Source organism: Oscillibacter valericigenes (assembly GCF_021531915.1).
In the GTDB taxonomy this organism is placed as follows: Bacteria; Bacillota; Clostridia; order Oscillospirales; family Oscillospiraceae; genus Oscillibacter; species Oscillibacter valericigenes_A.
Map to the genome: position 1 here is coordinate 70456 of NZ_JAFBIV010000009.1, position 18657 is coordinate 89112.

The 18657-nt window shown below is 63.5% G+C and carries 17 protein-coding genes; 14 read left to right on the top strand and 3 right to left on the bottom strand.

The genetic code is table 11. The annotated features are described in order from the left end of the window. Window positions 1–58 precede the first annotated feature (58 nt). Genes JQM66_RS07935 through JQM66_RS07945 form a run of 3 tightly spaced genes read left to right on the top strand, consistent with a single transcriptional unit; the run spans window position 59 to window position 4831 of the window. Complete coding sequence (locus JQM66_RS07935) at window positions 59–718, top strand: methionine synthase (RefSeq protein ID WP_235229337.1); 660 nt, start codon at window positions 59–61, stop codon at window positions 716–718. Next, window positions 708–3071 (top strand): homocysteine S-methyltransferase family protein, encoded by a 2364-nt coding sequence (locus JQM66_RS07940; RefSeq protein WP_235229338.1) that lies wholly within the window; start codon window positions 708–710, stop codon window positions 3069–3071. Before JQM66_RS07935 ends, JQM66_RS07940 begins: the two co-directional genes overlap by 11 nt. Beyond that, the gene (locus JQM66_RS07945; protein WP_235229339.1) at window positions 3068–4831 is read left to right on the top strand and encodes a bifunctional homocysteine S-methyltransferase/methylenetetrahydrofolate reductase; all 1764 of its coding nucleotides are present in this window, start codon (window positions 3068–3070) and stop codon (window positions 4829–4831) included. The genes JQM66_RS07940 and JQM66_RS07945 overlap by 4 nt, the downstream gene beginning before the upstream one ends. Before the next feature lie 36 nt (window positions 4832–4867). Here JQM66_RS07945 and brnQ read toward each other — a convergent pair whose 3' ends face one another. Continuing rightward, window positions 4868–6145, bottom strand: a complete 1278-nt coding sequence (gene brnQ, locus JQM66_RS07950) for a branched-chain amino acid transport system II carrier protein (RefSeq protein WP_235229340.1) — start codon at window positions 6143–6145, stop codon at window positions 4868–4870. A 277-nt stretch (window positions 6146–6422) separates the two neighbouring features. On the opposite strand from brnQ, the gene JQM66_RS07955 reads away from it, so the two are divergent. Further along, window positions 6423–7175, top strand: coding sequence for a DUF4358 domain-containing protein (locus JQM66_RS07955; RefSeq protein ID WP_235229341.1), 753 nt, complete (start codon window positions 6423–6425; stop codon window positions 7173–7175). A 65-nt stretch (window positions 7176–7240) separates the two neighbouring features. Here the strand turns inward: JQM66_RS07955 and JQM66_RS07960 are convergent, their stop codons facing one another. Both JQM66_RS07960 and JQM66_RS07965 read right to left on the bottom strand, forming a co-directional pair. Beyond that, window positions 7241–8362, bottom strand: a complete 1122-nt coding sequence (locus JQM66_RS07960) for a DUF362 domain-containing protein (protein WP_235229342.1) — start codon at window positions 8360–8362, stop codon at window positions 7241–7243. 349 nt (window positions 8363–8711) lie between these two features. Further along, a complete protein-coding gene (locus tag JQM66_RS07965) occupies window positions 8712–9125 on the bottom strand; it encodes a hypothetical protein (protein ID WP_235229343.1) in 414 nt (137 codons plus the stop codon). 162 nt (window positions 9126–9287) lie between these two features. Here JQM66_RS07965 and murI point away from each other — a divergent pair, with 162 nt between their 5' ends. From murI to JQM66_RS08015, 10 genes are all read left to right on the top strand, one after another. Next, window positions 9288–10103 (top strand): glutamate racemase, encoded by an 816-nt coding sequence (murI, locus tag JQM66_RS07970; protein ID WP_235229359.1) that lies wholly within the window; start codon window positions 9288–9290, stop codon window positions 10101–10103. 7 nt (window positions 10104–10110) lie between these two features. Next, window positions 10111–10548, top strand: a complete 438-nt coding sequence (locus JQM66_RS07975) for a DUF1934 domain-containing protein (RefSeq protein ID WP_235229344.1) — start codon at window positions 10111–10113, stop codon at window positions 10546–10548. 283 nt (window positions 10549–10831) lie between these two features. Continuing rightward, window positions 10832–12577: an arginine--tRNA ligase gene (argS, locus tag JQM66_RS07980; RefSeq protein WP_235229345.1), complete on the top strand. Its 1746-nt coding sequence runs from the start codon at window positions 10832–10834 to the stop codon at window positions 12575–12577. Between the two features lie 105 nt (window positions 12578–12682). Continuing rightward, window positions 12683–13387 carry an AzlC family ABC transporter permease gene (locus JQM66_RS07985; protein WP_235229346.1) on the top strand — a complete coding sequence of 235 codons (705 nt, stop codon included), beginning with the start codon at window positions 12683–12685 and terminating at the stop codon, window positions 13385–13387. After that, on the top strand, window positions 13378–13713 hold the full coding sequence (locus JQM66_RS07990) for a branched-chain amino acid transporter permease (RefSeq protein WP_235229347.1): 336 nt from the start codon (window positions 13378–13380) through the stop codon (window positions 13711–13713). Before JQM66_RS07985 ends, JQM66_RS07990 begins: the two co-directional genes overlap by 10 nt. A gap of 154 nt (window positions 13714–13867) precedes the next feature. Continuing rightward, window positions 13868–15058, top strand: a complete 1191-nt coding sequence (locus JQM66_RS07995; RefSeq protein ID WP_235229348.1) for a hypothetical protein — start codon at window positions 13868–13870, stop codon at window positions 15056–15058. 66 nt (window positions 15059–15124) lie between these two features. Further along, window positions 15125–15655 (top strand): DUF6512 family protein, encoded by a 531-nt coding sequence (locus JQM66_RS08000; protein WP_235229349.1) that lies wholly within the window; start codon window positions 15125–15127, stop codon window positions 15653–15655. Window positions 15656–15771: 116 nt separating this feature from the next. Continuing rightward, window positions 15772–16485: a 5-bromo-4-chloroindolyl phosphate hydrolysis family protein gene (locus JQM66_RS08005; protein WP_235229350.1), complete on the top strand. Its 714-nt coding sequence runs from the start codon at window positions 15772–15774 to the stop codon at window positions 16483–16485. 36 nt (window positions 16486–16521) lie between these two features. After that, window positions 16522–17700 carry a toxic anion resistance protein gene (locus tag JQM66_RS08010; RefSeq protein WP_235229351.1) on the top strand — a complete coding sequence of 393 codons (1179 nt, stop codon included), beginning with the start codon at window positions 16522–16524 and terminating at the stop codon, window positions 17698–17700. A gap of 75 nt (window positions 17701–17775) precedes the next feature. Continuing rightward, on the top strand, window positions 17776–18657 hold an 882-nt coding region (locus JQM66_RS08015; RefSeq protein WP_235229352.1), incomplete at its 3' end, for a TPM domain-containing protein.

Below are 18657 nucleotides of genomic sequence, written 5' to 3' on the forward strand. Positions count from 1 at the left end.
GTACTTTTTTGCAAAAAAACAGTATTATGGAACTATCTTGTAAAAAAGGGAGCGGACCATGGAGCTGAATATCGACGAAGCTCTGCGCTATCTGGGCGCAGGGCGTCAGGCGCCGCCGGAGCTGCGGCGGGAAGCCGAAGACACGGCCCGCCGCCTGACGGCGCGGCTGCGGCCCCGGTACACCTACCGGGTCTTCTCCCTGGAACGTAAGGACGGTGTCCTGCGCCTGCCGGAGGCGGACCTCACTCTGCCGGGAAAGGACGCCCAAACCATGCTGTCAGACTGCGGCCGGGTGGTCCTGCTGGGCTGTACCCTGGGAGTGGAATTTGAGAGTATGCTGCGGGCGGAACAGGCCCGGGACATGGCCAAGGCGGTCCTTCTGGACGCCTGCGGCAGCGCCTGGGTGGAGGCCGGCTGCGATGAGGCGGAGCGGGAGATCGCCGCCCGCTTTCCCGGTCAGTATCTGACGGACCGGTTCAGCCCTGGCTACGGGGATCTGCCCCTGAGCCTTCAGCCCGCCATCTGCGGGGCTCTGGACCTGGGGCGGCGGCTGGGGGTCCATGTGTCGGAACGGTGTTTGATGAACCCCTCCAAGTCCGTCACCGCCCTGATCGGCATTTCGGACCGGCCCCAGATGGCCCGCATCCGGGGCTGCGCTTACTGCGCCATGAGAGAGACCTGTACGCTTCGCAAGGGAGGAACACGCTGTGGGAACTGAGATCTTCCAACATGGGATTTTGATGCTGGATGGTGCCATGGGCACGGTCCTGCAGCAGCGGGGGCTGCCCCCCGGCGGCCAGCCGGAGCTGCTGAATCTGACGGAGCCGGAACTGCTGGCCTCCGTCTACCGGGAATACGTGGCCGCCGGCAGCCGGGTGGTGTACGCCAACACCTTCGGCGCCAACGGCCTGAAGCTGGCAAAGACCGGACACGCCGTGGCGGAGGTGGTCCGGGCGGCCATCACTGTCGCCAAGGAGGCCGTGGCGGGCACCGGAACCCTGGTGGCCCTGGATGTGGGCCCCCTGGGAGAGCTGCTGGAGCCCATGGGGACGTTGACCTTTGAGCGGGCCTATGAGCTGTTCCGGGAGATGATGGAGGCCGGCGCCCAGGCAGGGGCCGACCTCATTGCCATTGAGACCATGACGGACCTGTACGAGACCAAGGCCGCCCTGCTGGCGGCCAAGGAAGCCACCGGCCTGCCTGTGCTGGTGACCATGTCCTTCGAGGCCGATGGCCGCACCTTCACCGGCTGCACCGTGGCCTCCATGGCCCACACGTTGGAGGGCCTGGGGGCCGACGCCATCGGCCTGAACTGCTCTCTGGGGCCGGACAAGCTGGCTCTGCTGCTGAAAGAGCTCTGCGAACACACCCGCCTGCCGGTGGTGGCCAAGCCCAACGCGGGATTGCCGGACCCGGTGGACGGACACTATGACATGGGGCCGGAGGAATTTGCCCGGGCGCTGCTGCCCTGCGTGGAGGCAGGTGTGTCCATCATGGGCGGGTGCTGCGGCACGTCCCCAGACTATATCCGGGCCCTGTCCGCCGCCCTGGCGGGGAAGCAGCCCGGTCGGCGCCGGTACCGGAAGGAGAGCTTCGTCTGCTCGGCGGTGACGCCCACGCCCCTGACCGGCGTGCGGGTCATCGGCGAGCGCATCAACCCCACCGGCAAGAAGCGGTTCCAGCAGGCGCTGCTGGAGGAGGACCTGGACTACATCCTGGACGTGGCCGTCCAGCAGGAGGACGCCGGGGCGGACATCCTGGACGTGAACGTGGGCTACCCCGGCGTGGACGAGGTGACCATGCTGCCGAAAGTCGTCAAGAAGCTGCAGAGCGCCGTGTCCCTGCCCCTGCAGCTGGATTCCTCCAACCCCGACGCCCTGGAGGCGGGCCTGCGGGTCTACAACGGCAAGGCGGCGGTGAACTCTGTCAACGGGGAGCCGGAGGTCCTGGACCGGGTGCTGCCTATCGTGAAGAAGTACGGCGCGGCGGTGGTGGGTCTGACCCTGGACAAGGGCGGCATCCCCCGGACCGCCGAAGAGCGGGTAGCCATTGCTCGCCGTATCCTGACGGCGGCCCTGTCCTACGGCATCCCCAAAGAAGATGTGTGGATCGACTGCCTGACCCTGACGGTCTCCGCCCAGCAGGAGCAGGCCCGGGAGACCCTGAAAGCGGTGCGGATGGTCCGGGAAGAGCTGGGATTGCAGGTGGTGCTGGGGGTGTCCAACATCTCCTTCGGCCTGCCCAACCGGGCCCTGGTGACCCGGAATTTCCTGATCCAGGCCATGGGCGCGGGGCTGACCCTGCCCATCATCAACCCCAACCAGAAAGAGATGATGGACGCCGTGGCGGCTTACAAAGTGCTGTCCGGCGAGGACGAAAGCTGCCGGGACTATGTGGCCCGGTTCGCCGGGGAGACCCCCGCGGCCAAGCCCGTCATATCAGGAAACAGCGACATGACCCTGGACGACGCCATCCTCCGGGGCCTGAAGGCCGATGCGGGCCGTCTGGCGGCGGAGGCCCTGCAAACAGAGAGTGAGCTGTCCCTGGTGGAAAACCACCTGATCCCCGCCCTGGACCGGGTGGGCGAGGACTATGAGCGGGGCAAGGTGTTCCTGCCCCAGCTGCTCAGCGCTGCCCAGGCGGCCCAGGCGGTGTTCGAGGTCATCCGCACCTCCATCGCTGCCAAGGGCGGCGCCCCGGTGAAGAAGGGCAAGCTGGTGGTGGCCACGGTCCAGGGGGACATCCACGACATCGGCAAGAACATCGTCAAGACCGTGCTGGAAAACTACGGCTACGAGGTGGTGGACCTGGGCCGTGATGTGCCGCCGGAGACGGTGCTGAACACAGTCCGGGAGCAGGGCGTGCGGCTGGTGGGCCTGTCTGCCCTGATGACCACCACCCTGCCTGCCATGGAGAAAACCGTCAGGCTGCTGCAGACCCTGGAACAGCCCCCGGTGGTCTTTGTGGGCGGCGCCGTGGTGACGCCGGAATACGCCAAACAGGTGGGCGCAGACCACTACGCGGCGGACGCCCGCCAGTCGGTGGAAATTGCCAGAAAGGTCCTGGGATGATGGAGATTCGCAGTTACTTGGCGCAGGGGAAGCCCCTGCTGTTTGACGGTGCCATGGGCACCTGGTTCGCCGCACAGCCCGGCCGGGCCGGAGAGCGGTGCGAGCGGGCCAACCTGACCCGCCCGGAGGAGATCAGGGCCATCCACCGGGCCTATCTGGAGGCCGGGTGCCGGGCCATCAAGACCAACACCTTCTCCCTGGGCGCCGACCTGGCGGCGGGGGAGGAGGCCCAGGCGGAGGAGCTTCTGCGGGCAGCCTGCCGCCTGGCCAAAGAGGCGGCGGAGCCCTTCGGCGCCTACGTGTTCGCCGACCTGGGTCCTGCCCCGGAGGGCGGCGAGCGGAAAGCGGCGGAGGTGTACCTCCAACAGGCGGACTGGTTCCTGGACCAGGGGATCACCTGCTTCTTGGCGGAGACCCTGGCCACCGACGAGGGCATTCCGGAACTGGCCCGGTACTTAAAAGAGAAGTGCCCGGAGGCCTTCCTGATCGTGTCCTTCGCCGTGGGCTATGACGGCGTGACCCGAGCGGGCCTGCAGGGCCGGGACCTGTTCCGCCGCACGGCGGCGCTGGAGGGCGTGGACGCCGTGGGCTTCAACTGCGTGTCCGGCCCCAGCCATCTTTTAAAGTACATCCAGACCCTGGACCTGGGGGACACCCGGCTGTCGGTGATGCCCAACGCCGGCTATCCCACGGTGCTGGGCCGCCGCACGGTGTTCCAGGGCCAGCCCGGCTACTTCGCGGAGCAGATGGCCCGGATCGTCCGGGCGGGGGCCGCCATCGTGGGCGGCTGCTGCGGCACCACCCCGGCACACATGGCTCGGACGGCGGAGATTTTGGAAAAGCCCCTGCCCCCGCTGACAGCGGCCCCGGCGGAAGCGCCCCGGGAGGCGGCGCCCGTCTCGGCCAACTCCCTGTGGGAGAAGCTGGAGCGGGGCCAACGGGTCATCGCCGTGGAGCTGGACCCGCCGGTGGACGACGACATTGCCCCCTTCCTGGAGGGGGTGCGGGCCCTGCAGAGCGCAGGAGCCGACGCCGTCACCATCGCCGACTGTCCCATCGGCCGCCCCCGGGCGGACAGCAGCCTGCTGGCCTGCAAGCTCAAGCGGGAACTGGGGGTGGAGCCTCTGCCCCACATGACCTGCCGGGACCGAAACCTGAACGCCACCAAGGCGCTGCTGTTGGGCCTGTCCATGGAGGGGGTCCACAACGTGCTCCTGGTGACGGGGGACCCCATCCCCACGGAGGACCGGGACGAGGTGAAGAGCGTCTTCAACTTCAACTCCCGGAAGCTGGCCCGGTATGTCAGCGGCCTCAACGAAACCACCCTGCGGACGCCCTTCCGCATCTACGGGGCCCTGAATGTCAATGCCCGGAACTTTGCCCGGCAGCTGCAAATGGCACAGGAGAAGGAAGAAAACGGCGTCTCCGGCTTCCTGACCCAGCCGGTGCTGTCGGCGGAGGCGCTGGAGAATCTGAAGCTGGCCCGGGAGATCCTGCATGGGAAAATTCTGGGTGGTATTTTCCCGGTGGTCAGCCACAAAAACGCCTGCTTCCTCAACAACGAGATCGCCGGCATGCGGGTGTGCGACGAGATCGTGGCCCTGTACCAGGGACTGGACCGGGCCGCCGCGGAGGACCTGGCGGTGACCATCTCTGCCCGCATCGCGTCAGAGATCGCCCCGTACACCGACGGCGTGTACCTCATGACGCCCTTCCGCCGGGTGGCGCTGATGGAGCGCATCATCGCTGCCATCCGATGAAAACAAAAGCCGTCCGGTCATCCGGACGGCTTTTTATCAGGTTTTGGCGGGTCTGGAACGGCCGATCAAGGCGCCTAAAACGCCGCAGGCCGCCGCCGGGACCACCCACCCGAAGCCCAGGGAGGCCAGGGGCATCCGGGCCAGGAACGGCATGTCCAGGCCAAAGGAGGCGGCGGTTTCCAGCAAGCTGAACACCAGGGCGCCCAGGGCGGCCATGCGGAACACCCAGTCGCTCTGGATGCGCCGGTCAAAGAAGGACAGGCAGATCAGCACCAGGGTGGGGGGATAGACGATGCTGAGAATGGGGGCGGCGATGGAGACGATCTGGTCCAGCCCCAGATTGGCCGCTGCTGCGCTGAACAGGCAGATGGCGATGACCAGCCAGGTGTACCGCAGCCTGCCGCCGGAGAGCTTGGAGAAGTAGGAGGCGGCGGAGCTGACCAAGGCTACGGCGGTGGTGACGCAGGCCAGGGCAACCACGATAGAGAACAGGACGATGCCCGCGTTCCCCATGAGGTTCCGCACGATGGAAACCACCAGGAAGGTCCGCAGCACCGACAGGTCGAAGAACCGGGAGGTGGTGACACCCAGATAGGTGAGGCCCAGATAGACCACCAGCAGGGCCGCTCCTGCCACCAGTCCGGCGCCCGCCACCACCCGAGCCTGGTCCTTGGGGTCCGTGTAGCCCTTGTCCCGGGCGCTTTTCAGAATGATGATACCGAAGACCGCGGCGGCCAGAACATCCATGGTCTGATAGCCCGCCTCAATGCCGGTGACGGGGACGTTGTCCACCGGCACCCGATCAGGCACCGGGCCGATGGGGTCCGCCACGCCCTTGACGATCAGCACCAGCAGCCCGATCAGCAGCACCGGGGTCAGCACCTTTCCCACAATGTCCACCACGGCGGACTCCCGCAGGCACAGCAGCAGGATCACCGCGAAAAACAAAAGGGAAAAGAGAACCGGGCTGAAGCCGGAGACCAGGGGCGCCAGGGACATTTCATAGGTGGTGGCCGCCGTCCGGGGGATGGCCAGCATGGGGCCGATACACAGGATGATGGCACTCATCAGCAGGGTGGAGGGAACCTTGCCGATGCGGCGGGTCATGTGTTCCGGGCTGCCGCTGCGGAGCACGGCGAAGAGCGCTGCCAGAGCCAGGCCGATGTCGGCCAGGTAGTAGCAGACGAAGCCCAGGAACCACTGCTTTCCGCAGCTGAGCCCCAGATAGGGCGGAAAGATCACATTTCCTGCGCCAAAAAACATGGAGAACAGGGCGAAACCGATGACGAACATATCTCTGAGGGAACGCTTCATAAACAGATGCCTCCGGGGATTGAGAGTAAAAACGACAAAAGAGGGGGTTTTCACCCCCAGACAGCCGTGATATGATATGGTTTGATTGTAGCGGATGTTTCATGCAAAGTCAACGGCAGACAAGGGGGGACCTTGCCTGCCTGTGGACTTTCCTGAAAACATGAAAATATTTTTGAAAACCGGGAACTTTTTTGCAGACTGTCCCGTCTGACAGAAGGAAACCGACAGGCGCTCTGCGGCGCCGGAAAATTGTGATGAAAAAAAGGAGAACATACCCATGAACAAGAGACTGCTTTCCCTGCTGCTGGCCCTGGCGCTGGTGCTGGCCCTGACCGCCTGCGGCGGCAAGAAGGAAGAGGAGAAGGAGCCGGAGAAGCCCCAGGTGGAGGAGCCTGCCGAACAGCCGGAGGAGCCCATTGAGGAGCCTGCGGAGGACGCCCAGCCGGAGGAGCCTGTTGAGGAGCCCGAGGTGGAGCAGCCTGTCCAGCCTGAACAGAAGCCGGAGAAGCCCGAACAGAAGCCTGAGAGCAAGCCTGCCGAAAAACCCGCTGAGAACCCCACTGCTCCTGCCGAGAAGCCCGCGCAGAATCCTGCGGAGGATGCTCAGAGCAAGCCCGCTCCCAGCGTGGACCTGACCGCCTTCTATGAGTCTGTGTTCAGCGGCGGCAACGTGCCCGCCATGATGCAGGCGGAGGGTGAAATTCTGGACGCCTTCTACCCCGGCCTGACCGACATCAAGACCAACCAGTGCGTCGTGTACACCGCTATGATCTCCGCCGCCGTGGGCGAGATCGCCCTGGTGGAGGTGCAGAACAGCGCCGATGTCCAGGCGGTGAAGGACATCTTCCAGGCCCGCATCAACTACCAGGTGGGTGACGACCAGAATCCCGGCGGCGCCTGGTATCCCCAGACCATCGAGGGCTGGAAGAACGGCTCACGCATCGTCTCCAACGGCAATTACGTCATGCTGATCGCCCTCAGCGAGGGTGCGGACGACGTGGTGAACAGCTTCAACGCCCTGTTCGCCTGATCGGAACAGAAACAGAAAAGGACTTCCGCCGATGTCGGCGGAAGTCCTTCGATTTATATGGGTAATCAGATCTTGACCAGCTCATAGGCCCGGGTGCCCAGGCCGATCTTCTCGGCGTGCTCCAGGCAGGTCTCCCAGGCGGTGTCCGGATGGGCCCGCTTGAACAGATCGCCCTCGTTGCAGGCGCACTCCTTGTCAAACAGCACGGAGTTCGGCATAGCGGGCTGGGCCAGCACGGCGTCGGCGCAGGCCTGGTCCAGGGCCACGGGGTCGAAGGAGGCGAACATGCCCACGTTGGGGGCGATGGGCACATCGTTCTCCCCGTGGCAGTCGCAGTTGGGGGAAATGTCCATCACCAGGGAGATGTGGAAGCAGGGACGGCCGTCCACCACCGCCTTGGTGTACTCGGCGATCTTCTTGTTGAGGATCTCGGGGGCTTCGTCGTACATGCACTGGATAGCGTCCTTGGGACAGACCGCCAGGCACCGGGCGCAGCCCACGCACTTGTCGGTGTCGATGGTGGCCTTGCCGTCGGCGCCGAACTGGGGGGCGCCGTGGGCGCAGATCTTGGCGCAGGCACGGCAGCCGATGCATTTCTTCTGCTTGACGAAGGGCTTGCCGGAGTTGTGCTGCTCCATCTTGCCCGCCCGGGAGCCGCAGCCCATACCGATGTTCTTCAGGGCGCCGCCCATGCCGGCCTGTTCATGGCCCTTGAAGTGGGTCAGGGAGATGAACACGTCCGCGTCCATGACGGCCCGGCCGATCTTGGCGGCCTTCACGTATTCGCCGCCCTCTACGGGGACTTCCACCTCGTCGTTGCCCTTGAGGCCGTCGGCGATGATGATGTGGCAGCCGGTGGAGTAGGGGGTGAAGCCGTTGACGTAGGCGGACTCGATGTGGTCCAGGGCGTTTTTGCGGCCGCCGATATAGAGGGTGTTGCAGTCCGTTAGGAAGGGCTTGCCGCCCTGAGCCTTCACCAGGTCCACCACCACCTTGGCCCAGTTGGGCCGCAGATAGGCCATGTTGCCCGGTTCCCCGAAGTGCATCTTGATGGCGACATACTTGCCCTCCAGGTCCATGTCGCCGAAGCCGGCAGTCATAATCAGGCGGGCCAGCTTCTGGGGCAGGTTCTCCCGCCAGCTGGGGCAGCGGAAATCCGCGAAATAAACCTTTGACATTTCGGACATGTGCATATCTCCTTATGTAATATAAATTGATGAATCATGTACTTTCAAATCATTTTCGCCGCGGCACGTACGTGGCGAAAATACATCGACTTAGCCGCCTGGGGGCGGCGTTCACCAGTGACCGACAAGGGGGCCCCGCCGAAGCCCAGCGAAGCGGGTTCGATGGGGAGAGGAAGAACAAACAGAGCGACGTGAGCTTTCGCCGAAGGCGGCAGCGAATACAGCGCAGTTTGTTCTGACGAGGTGGGGGGGGAATCTACTGCGCAGCCGTTAGCAGCTTTGCTGCTTTACGGATGCGGCGTGCCCCTTGCGGGCAAAGGGGGGACAACGTCCCCTCTTTCAGTAAGTTTTATTCGTCTAAATCCACGCTGATATTATCGGTCCCGTGCTGGCTGAACTCCGCCATATAGGCGTCGATCCGCTCCATGAGGGCGGAATAGTTCTCCCGGGTCAGGGGCTCGCCGTCCATATCCTTCAGGGCCAGCTCCTCCGCCAGAATTTCATAAAACACGATATCCTCGTAATTCTCAATGGCCTCGTGGATGCCGCCGTCGGCGAAGGCCCGGGAGGGAATCAGCTCCCCCTGGTACAGCTCCACCAGCTTGCTCATTTTGTGCCGGAGGCAGTGGGAGAACACCAGGCTCTCCACCTGGTCGTACTCCTTGATGCGGTCGTCCTCGCGGGTGGAGTTTATCACCCAGTTTCCTATGTACACCAGATCCAGCAGATAGCGGTACTGCTGCTCCGTCAGTTCGATTTTCATGGGCAAACACCTCCCAGACTGTGATATAACGCTATTATAGCAAAGCGGCACATAAAATTCCACATAAAAAACAGGGCAAAAAGACTAAAATCTGTCTTGCGGCAAACCTTACAGCATAGTATAATAAATAGTCACGATGCAATGATGAGAGGTATGAAAGCTATGGACATGCGGCCCATCGGCGTATTCGACTCAGGCCTGGGCGGCCTGACGGCGGTGCGCTCCCTGCGGCAGATCCTGCCGGAGGAAAATCTGATCTACTTCGGCGACACCGCCCGGGTGCCCTACGGCGGGCGTTCCCGGGAGACCATTCTAAAATATGCGCGGCAGGATGTCCGGTTTCTGAAATCCTTCGACCTGAAGGCCATCCTGATAGCCTGCGGCACCGTCACCACCACGTCTCTGGATACCTTGCAGGCAGAAAACACCCTGCCCATCGTGGGCGTGGTGGAGCCCACCTGCCGCCGGGCGCTGCTGGTGACGAAAACCAAAAAAGTGGGCATCATCGCCACCCTGGCCTCCATCCGTTCCGGCGCCTACGAGGCCGTCCTGCGGCGGTTGGACCCCGAAGTGGAGGTCATCGGAAAGCCCTGTCCCCTGTTCGTCCCTCTGGTGGAGAACGGCCGGTTCCGGCGGGGGGATGTGGTCATCGAAACGGTGGCCCGGGAGTACCTGGAGCCCCTGAAGGCCACCGGCATCGATACCCTGATCCTGGGCTGCACCCACTATCCCCTGCTGACGGAGGTCATCGCCGACGTCATGGGACCCGAGGTGACCCTGGTCTCCGCCGGGGAGGAATCCGCCTTTGAACTGAAACGGCTGCTGAAGGCCAATGGCCTCCGGGCCGAGGAGACCCGCCAGGGCGAGGCGGAGTTCTATGTCAGCGACCAGCCGGAGGATTTTGAACGCATCGCGTCGGTATTTTTGCAGGAGGACATTCGCCACGTGGCACGGAGGATCGACATTGACCGGTATTGAGAACAATATGGAACCGAACGTGCTGCCCGTGATGCTGTCCATCCGGGGCGAGCAGTATTTCGACGACGTGGACCCGGACGGCACGGAGCTGCTGACGGCGGGGACCATGGAGCTGCTGGAGGACGGCCGTATCCTGCTGGAATACCAGGAGACGGAGCTGACCGGCATGGAGGGGACCGCCACGACCTTCGAGGTCAACGGCCCCCGGGTGACCCTGACCCGGACGGGCAAGGTGAATTCCCAGATGGTCTTTGAGGAGGGACGGCAGCACACCTCCCTGTACGAGACCCCCTTCGGGGAACTGACGGTGGATATCCAGACCAGCCGTCTCCGCCACAATCTCAGCGAGCGGGGCGGCGTTATGGACATCAAGTATTCCATCGCCGTGGAGCATACGACCACCGGGCGGAACTGCTTCAAGATTCGGGTCAAACGAAAGCAGTAACTGCTGGGATACTCCGCGCTATAGCGCGTCCAAGCATTTTGGCGAAGGCTAAAATCTTGCCGCAGGCAGGCTTTGCCTGCCGAGGATGTTCAATCAAGGGCTCCCATGCGGCTCGCCGCATGGGAAAGCATACGACCACCGGGCGGAACTGCTTCAAGATCCGGGTGAAACGAAAGAACTGAAATCCGGGCGGATGCCATCCGCCTCTGCAATAGAGAACCCGTAGGGGCGGCTATCAGCCGCCCGCCCATGAAATCATTTTAACAGAAGAGGTTATGACGATATGATCAATATGATCCAGAACGCAAAGGACCAGGTGGCTACCCTGGCCATGAACGCCTACCAGGCCGCCGTCGCGGACGGCACCCTGCCTCAGGCAGAGGTCAAGACCGCTCCCGTGGAGATCCCCAAGGACACCGCCAACGGCGACTTCACCACCACGTTTGCGCTGGCGGCCTCCAAGGCCCTGCGGCAGCCCCCCCGGAACATTGCCCAGACCCTGCTGGACCACATGGACCTGGAGGGCACCTACTTCACCTCCGCGGAGATCGCGGGCCCCGGCTTCCTGAACTTCCGGCTGGGGGACAGCTGGTATGAGGGCGTCTGCGCCGCCGTGGAGGCCGAGGGCGCGGACTATGGCACCAACGACGGCCTGAAGGGCAAGAAGTATATGGTGGAGTTCGTCTCCGCCAACCCCACCGGTCCCATGCACATGGGCAACGCCCGGGGCGGCGTGCTGGGTGACACCCTGGCCTCCGTGCTGACTGCCTGCGGCGCCGATGTGACCCGGGAGTTCTACGTCAACGACGCCGGCCACCAGATCGACAAGTTTGCCCACTCCATCGAGGCCCGGTATCTGCAGATCATCCAGGGCGAGGAGAACGTGCCCTTCCCCGAGGATGGCTACCAGGGCGGCGACATCAGGGAGCTGGCCCAGGCCTATTACGACCAGAACGGCGACAAGCTGCTGAACGTGTCTGAGACGGAGCGGCAGGAGACCCTGGCCCAGTTCGGCCTTTCCGTGAACCTGCCCAAGATGAAGACCGACCTGCAGCGCTACAAGATCGAGTACGACAACTGGTTCTACGAGTCCACCCTCCACGAGAGCGGGTATGTGGCCGAGACCGTGGATATGCTCACCGAGAAGGGCTGGACCTATGAAAAGGACGGCGCCCTGTGGCTCAAGACTGCCGAGATCATGCGGGAGAACCTGCTGAAGGCCGGCAAGAAGGAGAAGGACATCGAGAAGCTGGAGCTGAAGGACGACGTGCTGCGCCGGGCCAACGGCTTCTACACCTACTTCGCCGCCGATATCGCCTACCACCGCAACAAGTTTGCCGTCCGGGGCTTTGACAAGGTCATCAACATCTGGGGCGCGGACCACCACGGCCATGTGGCCCGTCTGAAGGGCGCACTGGACGCCCTGGACCTGAACGGCAGCGAGAAGCTGGACATCGTGCTGATGCAGCTGGTGAAGCTGCTGCGGGACGGCGAGCTGGTCCGGATGTCCAAGCGTACCGGCAAGGCCATCTCTTTGAGCGACCTGCTGGACGAGGTCAGCGTGGACGCCGCCCGGTGGTACTTCAACGCCAAGCCCGACACCCAGATGGAATTCGACCTGGGCCTGGCCGTCCGGGAGGACAGCGAGAACCCCATTTACTACGTGGAATACGCCCATGCCCGGATCTGCTCCCTGCTGCGGGCCCTGGCGGAGGAGGGCGTCACCGTCCCCGCACAGGCCGATGTGGACATGTCTATTCTGAAGGGCGAGACCGAGCAGGCCCTCATCAAGCAGATCGCCCAGTTCTGCGAGGAGATCAAGCTGGCGGCCCGGGACTACGACCCCAGCCATATCAACCGCTACCTGCAGGAGCTGGCGGGCTGCTTCCACCGGTTCTACAACGCCTGCCGCATCAAGGGCGAGGAGCCTGCCGTCCAGGCGGCTAGATTGAAGCTGGCGGACGATACCCGGGTGGTGCTGAAAAACGGCCTCAGGCTCATCGGTGTGGACGCGCCGGAGAAGATGTAATTTGCAAAGCCCGTGCCGCCCGGCACGGGCTTTGTCTTGACAGCCGGCAGATTCGGCGGTATACTTGCGAATACCCATAAGAACAATAGGAAATTGGAGAACGCAATGGTGCGTCTGGAAGAACAATCAAATCAGCGGGCGGCGCTGCGGGCCGCTTTCCCCGCCACCATCCCGGTGCTGACCGGGTATGCCTGCCTGGGCATGGCTTACGGACTGCTGATGGCGGCCAACGGCTACGGACCGTTCTGGTCCGCGCTGATGAGCGCCATCGGCTTCGGCGGCAGCATGCAGTACGTGGCCATCACCCTGCTGGTGACGGCCTTCGACCCCCTGCAGGCCTTCCTGCTGGCCATCATGGTCAACGCCCGCCACATCTTTTACGGCCTCAGCATGCTGGACAAGTACAAGGGCCTGGGCAAGGTCCGGCCCTTTCTGATCTATGTCCTCAGCGACGAGACCTTTTCCCTGGTCTCCACCCTGGAGCCGCCGGAGGGCGTGGCCCGGAAGGACTTTTACTTCTGGATATCCCTGCTGGATTACAGCTACTGGATCATCGCCACGGCCCTGGGTGGGCTGCTGGGCCGCTTCCTCACCTTCGATACCACCGGTCTGGACTTCGCCCTGACGGCCCTGTTCGTGGTGCTGTTCCTGGAGCAGTGGAAGAAGAAAGAGAACCGGGCCGCCGGCGTCATCGGTCTGGCTTGCGCCGCTGTGAGCCTGGCGGTGTTCGGACCCAACAACATGGTCATCGCCGCCATGGCATTGATCCTGGCGGTGCTGCTGGGAGGGAGGAAGAAGCTATGTACCTGACACCGCTTCAAACCCTGGTCATGATCCTGGCGGTGGCCGCCGGGACCCAGCTCACCCGCTGGCTGCCCTTCTGGCTGTTCCCGGAGAAGAAAGAGCCGCCCGTCTGGGTGCTCTATCTGGGCCGGGTGCTGCCCGCCGCCACCATGGGCCTGCTGGTGGTCTACTGTCTGAAGGGCGTCTCCTGGACCGCCCCGCCCCACGGCGCACCGGAGCTGCTGGCGATCCTGGCGGTGGTGCTGTTGCATCGCTGGAAGAGCAATGTGCTCCTCTCCATCGCGGGAGGCACGGCGCTGTACATGCTGCTGGTGCAGGTGATTTTTGCATAGGTTCCAAGTCCCGGACGGCTTTTGCCGCCCGGGACTTTTGTTTCCGTTTCGTCATCATTCGCTCCTGAACTGTCATCATTTGTAGCGGTTTCGTCAGGAATTCCTCCCAAAATCGTGATAATCTGATGCCACCAAGAAAAAGGAGGATATCGCCATGAAACGCGCATGGGCGCTGCTTTTGATGATGACGCTGCTGCTGACCGGGTGCGCCCGGAAGCAGCCGGAACAGGAGAATACGAAAACGCCGGAGTCCCAGCAGACCGAGAGCGAGCGGCTGGCGGCGGAGGCCGCCGGGCTGTATCAGACCATTGCGGATGCCGAGACCTTCCGGGTCACGGTGGAGGAGCCGGACGGCACCGAAACGGCCTTTGACATCGTCAGGGGCGAGAACGACGGCAACGTGGCGGGGCGACAGCACGCCTTCGCGGACTACACCTGGTCTATCGCCACGGAGGAAGATTGGAAAGCCCTGCTGGATTCCAAGGACCGGGGGTACCTGCTGACCGTGGCTTCCCGGGACGGCAAGGCCACCATCCGCTGCTGCTCCGAAAGTGACCTGGTGACCCTGGAGCAGGACGGAAAGACTTCCTATTATCAGGCGGTGAACCCCAAGGAGGGGCAGGAGCCTTATGCGGGGAAGCTGTACGGCAATCTGGAGATGATCGCCCGGGACGCCGTGAGCCATCAGGTGTGGGCCGTCACGGCGGACGGCGCCCTGTCCCCGGCGGAGGCGGCAGAGGACCTGGCGGAGCAGGTGGCGGAGAACTACCGCACTGCCCCGGCCTGGGTGGACTGGAGACCCCTGGATGCCAGGGCGGGAAAAACCGAGGTGTACGACGTCTATCTGGGCGAGCCTCAGCAGTTCTGCTGCAACATGGGCCTGCGGATCAAGCTGAAGGAGCCGAAGGGCGGCGAGGCCGCTTACTGGCAGGCCGGCGCGGGCCTGGACCAGCCGGACAGCCAGGGCTACTGCGGTTATGGCAGCCAGGTCTGTGTGGTGAAAAACCAGGACGGCGACTGGGCCATCCGGGACCGGGGTACCGGCGGCTATTTCGTGGACCCGCCCGTGGCGTACGAGAAGGCCACGGCAGCCCGGCTGGTGGAAATTTTTCAATTGACAGAGGGGGAGACCCACGACTGGAGGATACCCTACTACCTGCTGGCCCTGCCCAGGGCGGAGCTTTCCAGGCTGCCCGCCGCCATGGATGATCTGACGGAGGAGGAAGCCCGGGAGCTGAGCCGCCTGCTGGAGAAGAACCTGGACCGCACCAAGGAGACCGGGGCCTGGACCCGGGAGGACCTGCAGGCGGTACTGGGAAAATACGGTGACCTGCTGGACGCATAAACCTTCCAAAGGCGCATACAATGAGACTGCGGCTCCGGCCGCAGTCTTTTTTGTCGGGAGGCTGGCATGCGCAAGCGGTTGTTTTTCTGGGAGCTGGCGGGGTTCCTGTTCACCTCGGCCATGGGCTCTCTGCTGCATTTTGCCTACGAGTGGAGCGGCGGCAGCCTGGCTGCGGCGGTGGTCTCGGCGGTGAACGAGTCCACCTGGGAGCACATGAAGCTGCTGTTCGTCCCCATGTTCCTGTTCTCCGTGGTCCAGGCGTGCGTGCTGGGGAAGAACTATCCCAACTTCCTGGCGGTGCGGGCCGTCAGCATCGTGACGGGGCTGGCGCTGATCCCGGTGCTGTATTATACCTACACCGGCGTCTGGGGACAGATGCGGGACTGGGCCAATATCGCGGTGTTTTTCCTGGCGGCTCTGGGGGCGTTTTTGCTGGATTTCTATTTGCTGCGCCGGAACCGCCTGTCGGCCCCCTGGCAGCAGGTGCTGGGGCTCATCGTGCTGTGGGCCCTGGCCTTCTGCTTCGTCTGGTGCACCTTCCGCCCGGTCCGCATCGCCCTGTGGCGGGACCCGCTCACCGGCACATATGGGATTTAAGGCAAGGAGGGCCAAAACGGCCCTCCTTGTTCACATCTATTTTACAACTGTCATACCTTGACCGTGTGCGCTCCCCAGAGGTATAATATCCCTATTGAGACAAAGGAGGTCTGCGGATGGAAACGAGTGTCCGAAAACCCGTGGCGCCCTTTTACGCCGTGGCGGTGGTGTGGCTGGTGTGCGGCCTGCTGCTGCCCCTGTATGCGCCGCTGCACTATGTGCTGGTGGCGGCGGCGTCCGTGGGGGTGTTTGCCCTGACCAGCGCCCTCTGCAAAAACGCCGGGACCATCGGCGACACGGAGCAGGCGGCCCCCAAGGCTGAGGAAAAGCCCAAGGAGGAGTCCACCGGCAACCCCGGGCTGGACAAGATGCTGAAGGACGGCCGTCTGGCCATTCAGGAGATGAAGCGCCTGGACGACAACATCGCCGACCCGGGCATCTCCGCCGACATCGTGCGGCTGGAGCAGGTGTGCCAGAAGATTTTCGACGAGGTGAAGCGGGATCCCAAGAAGCTGCCTCAGATCCGGCGGTTCATGGACTACTACCTGCCCACCACCCTGAAGCTGCTGAACAGCTATGACCGCATGAGCGGCACCGGCGTCTCCGGCGAGAACATCGACTCCACCCTGGCCAAGGTGGAGGGCATGATGCGCACGGTGGTGGCGGCCTTTGAAAAGCAGCTGGACAGCCTGTACGGCGCCGAGGCCCTGGACATCTCCACGGACATCACCGTGCTGGAGACCATGATGGCCCGGGAGGGCCTGGCGGGCGACCAGATGAAGGCCGGCCCCACAGCCAAGGACGGCACGGATATCAAGCTGGAACTGTAATACGGGAAAATGTCGAATGATATGGAGGAGAAACGAATGAGCGAGAACAACATGATGCCCGAGCTGACCCTGGACCCCCAGGCCGCGGAGGCCGCCCCTGTCCTGACCCTGGACGCCGAGGTGGTGACCCCCGCTACCCCCGCCGTTGCGGAGCCCCCGGCAGCGGATATCGTCCCTGCCAAGCTGGATGACAGCATGCTGTCCGAGGCGGAAAAGCAGGTGGTGGAGGACTTCTCCAAGAAAATCAACATCATGGACTCCAACCTGATTTTGCAGTACGGCGCCGCCGCGCAGAAAAACGTGGCGGGCTTTTCCGAAAACGCCTTGGCCTCTGTTCGGTCCAAGGACCTGGGCGAGGTGGGCAAGTCCCTCTCTGAGCTGGTAGTGGAGCTGAAGGGCTTCGGCCAGGAAGAGGAGAAGAAGGGCCTCTTCGGCATGTTCAAGAAGGCCGGGAATAAGCTGGAGACCATGAAGGCCCAGTACTCCAAGGTGGAGGCCAACGTGGACAAGATCGCCCGGGAGCTGGAGCAGCATCAGGTCACCCTGCTGAAGGACGTGGCCATGTTCGACCAGATGTATGAGCTGAACCTGAAGTACTATAAGGAGCTGACCATGTACATCCTGGCCGGCAAGAAGAAGCTGGAGGATGTGCGGACCAACGAGCTGCCCGCCCTGAAGGCCCGGGCCGAGCAGACCGGCGCCCAGGAGGACGCCCAGCGGTACAACGACACGGCCCAGATGTGCGAGCGCTTTGAGAAGAAGCTCCACGACCTGGAGCTGACCCGCATGATCTCCATTCAGATGGGCCCCCAGACCCGCCTGCTGCAGAACAACGACACCCTGATGGTGGAGAAGATCCAGTCCTCCCTGGTGAACACCATCCCCCTGTGGAAGAGCCAGATGGTGCTGGCCCTAGGCATGGAGCACAGCCGCCAGGCCACCGCCGCTCAGAGCGCCGTCACCGAGATGACCAATGACCTGCTGAAGAAGAACGCCGACATGCTGAAAATGGGCACCATCGAGACCGCCAAGGAGGCGGAGCGCAGCATCGTGGATATCGAGACCCTGCAGCACACCAACCAGCAGCTGATCGACACCCTGGACGAGGTGCTGAACATCCAGCGGGAGGGCGCCCAGAAGCGCCAGGCCGCCGAGGTGGAGCTGGGCAAGATCGAGGGTCAGCTGAAGCAGAAGCTGCTGGAGCTGCGTAATTAAAGGGGGAGCAGGCTCCCCCGGCTCCTCTCCGGCAGAGGAGCCGGAAAAACCTCGTGGATTTGAGGAATCATGCCTATGAAATTTTTTGAAAAGCGCTCTGTGGCGGCGGCCGTCATGGTACTGGCTATCGTGGCCGGCGTGCTGCTGGGCCAGGCCCGGAAGCCGGCGGACACCAGTGCCCCCTCCACCGCTGTGGTGGGCACTTATACGTACACCTATGACCACGCCGGGGTGCTGTCGGACAAGACCATGCAGCACATCGACGCCATGAACACCTCCCTCTTTGCCCAGACCGGCGCCCAGATCATGGTGGTGACAGTGGATTCCACCGGCGGGACAGACATCGTCCAGTACGCCGCGGACCTGGGCAACCGGTACGGCGTGGGCTCCGCGGAGCGGGACAACGGCCTGGTGATCGTTCTGGCGCTGGAGGACATCGCCCAGAACGGCCTGAAGGGTGACTACGGCGTCTCCGGCGGCGACGGCCTGTACAAATACGGCCAGGAACTCACCAGCCTGCTGTACCATTACATGGAGGACGACTTTGCCGCCGGAGATTACGACGCCGGCGTGAAAAGGACCTTCGACGCCTACATCGACTGGTTCGCGGACTTCTACAACGTCACCATCAAGGAAAACTACATCCCCGCCGTCCGGGAGACCTATTCCGCCGGAGACGGCTACTACACCCAGACCACGGGCAATCTGGCCCCCACGGCGGGTGCCGTGTTCGGCCGCCTGATCCTGATCCTGCTGGTGCTGCTGGTGATTTGGGTCATCCTGGACCGGATGCGCTATAACCGCTACCGCAGGCGGTACATGATGCCCGGCATGGGCATCCCCACCCGGCGGTATTATCCCATCTTCTGGGGCCGGCCCCGGCGGAGAAAGCCGCCCAAGCCCCCCAGACCGCCAAAAGGTCCGGGCGGACCCGGTATGGGCGGCGGCCCCGCACCC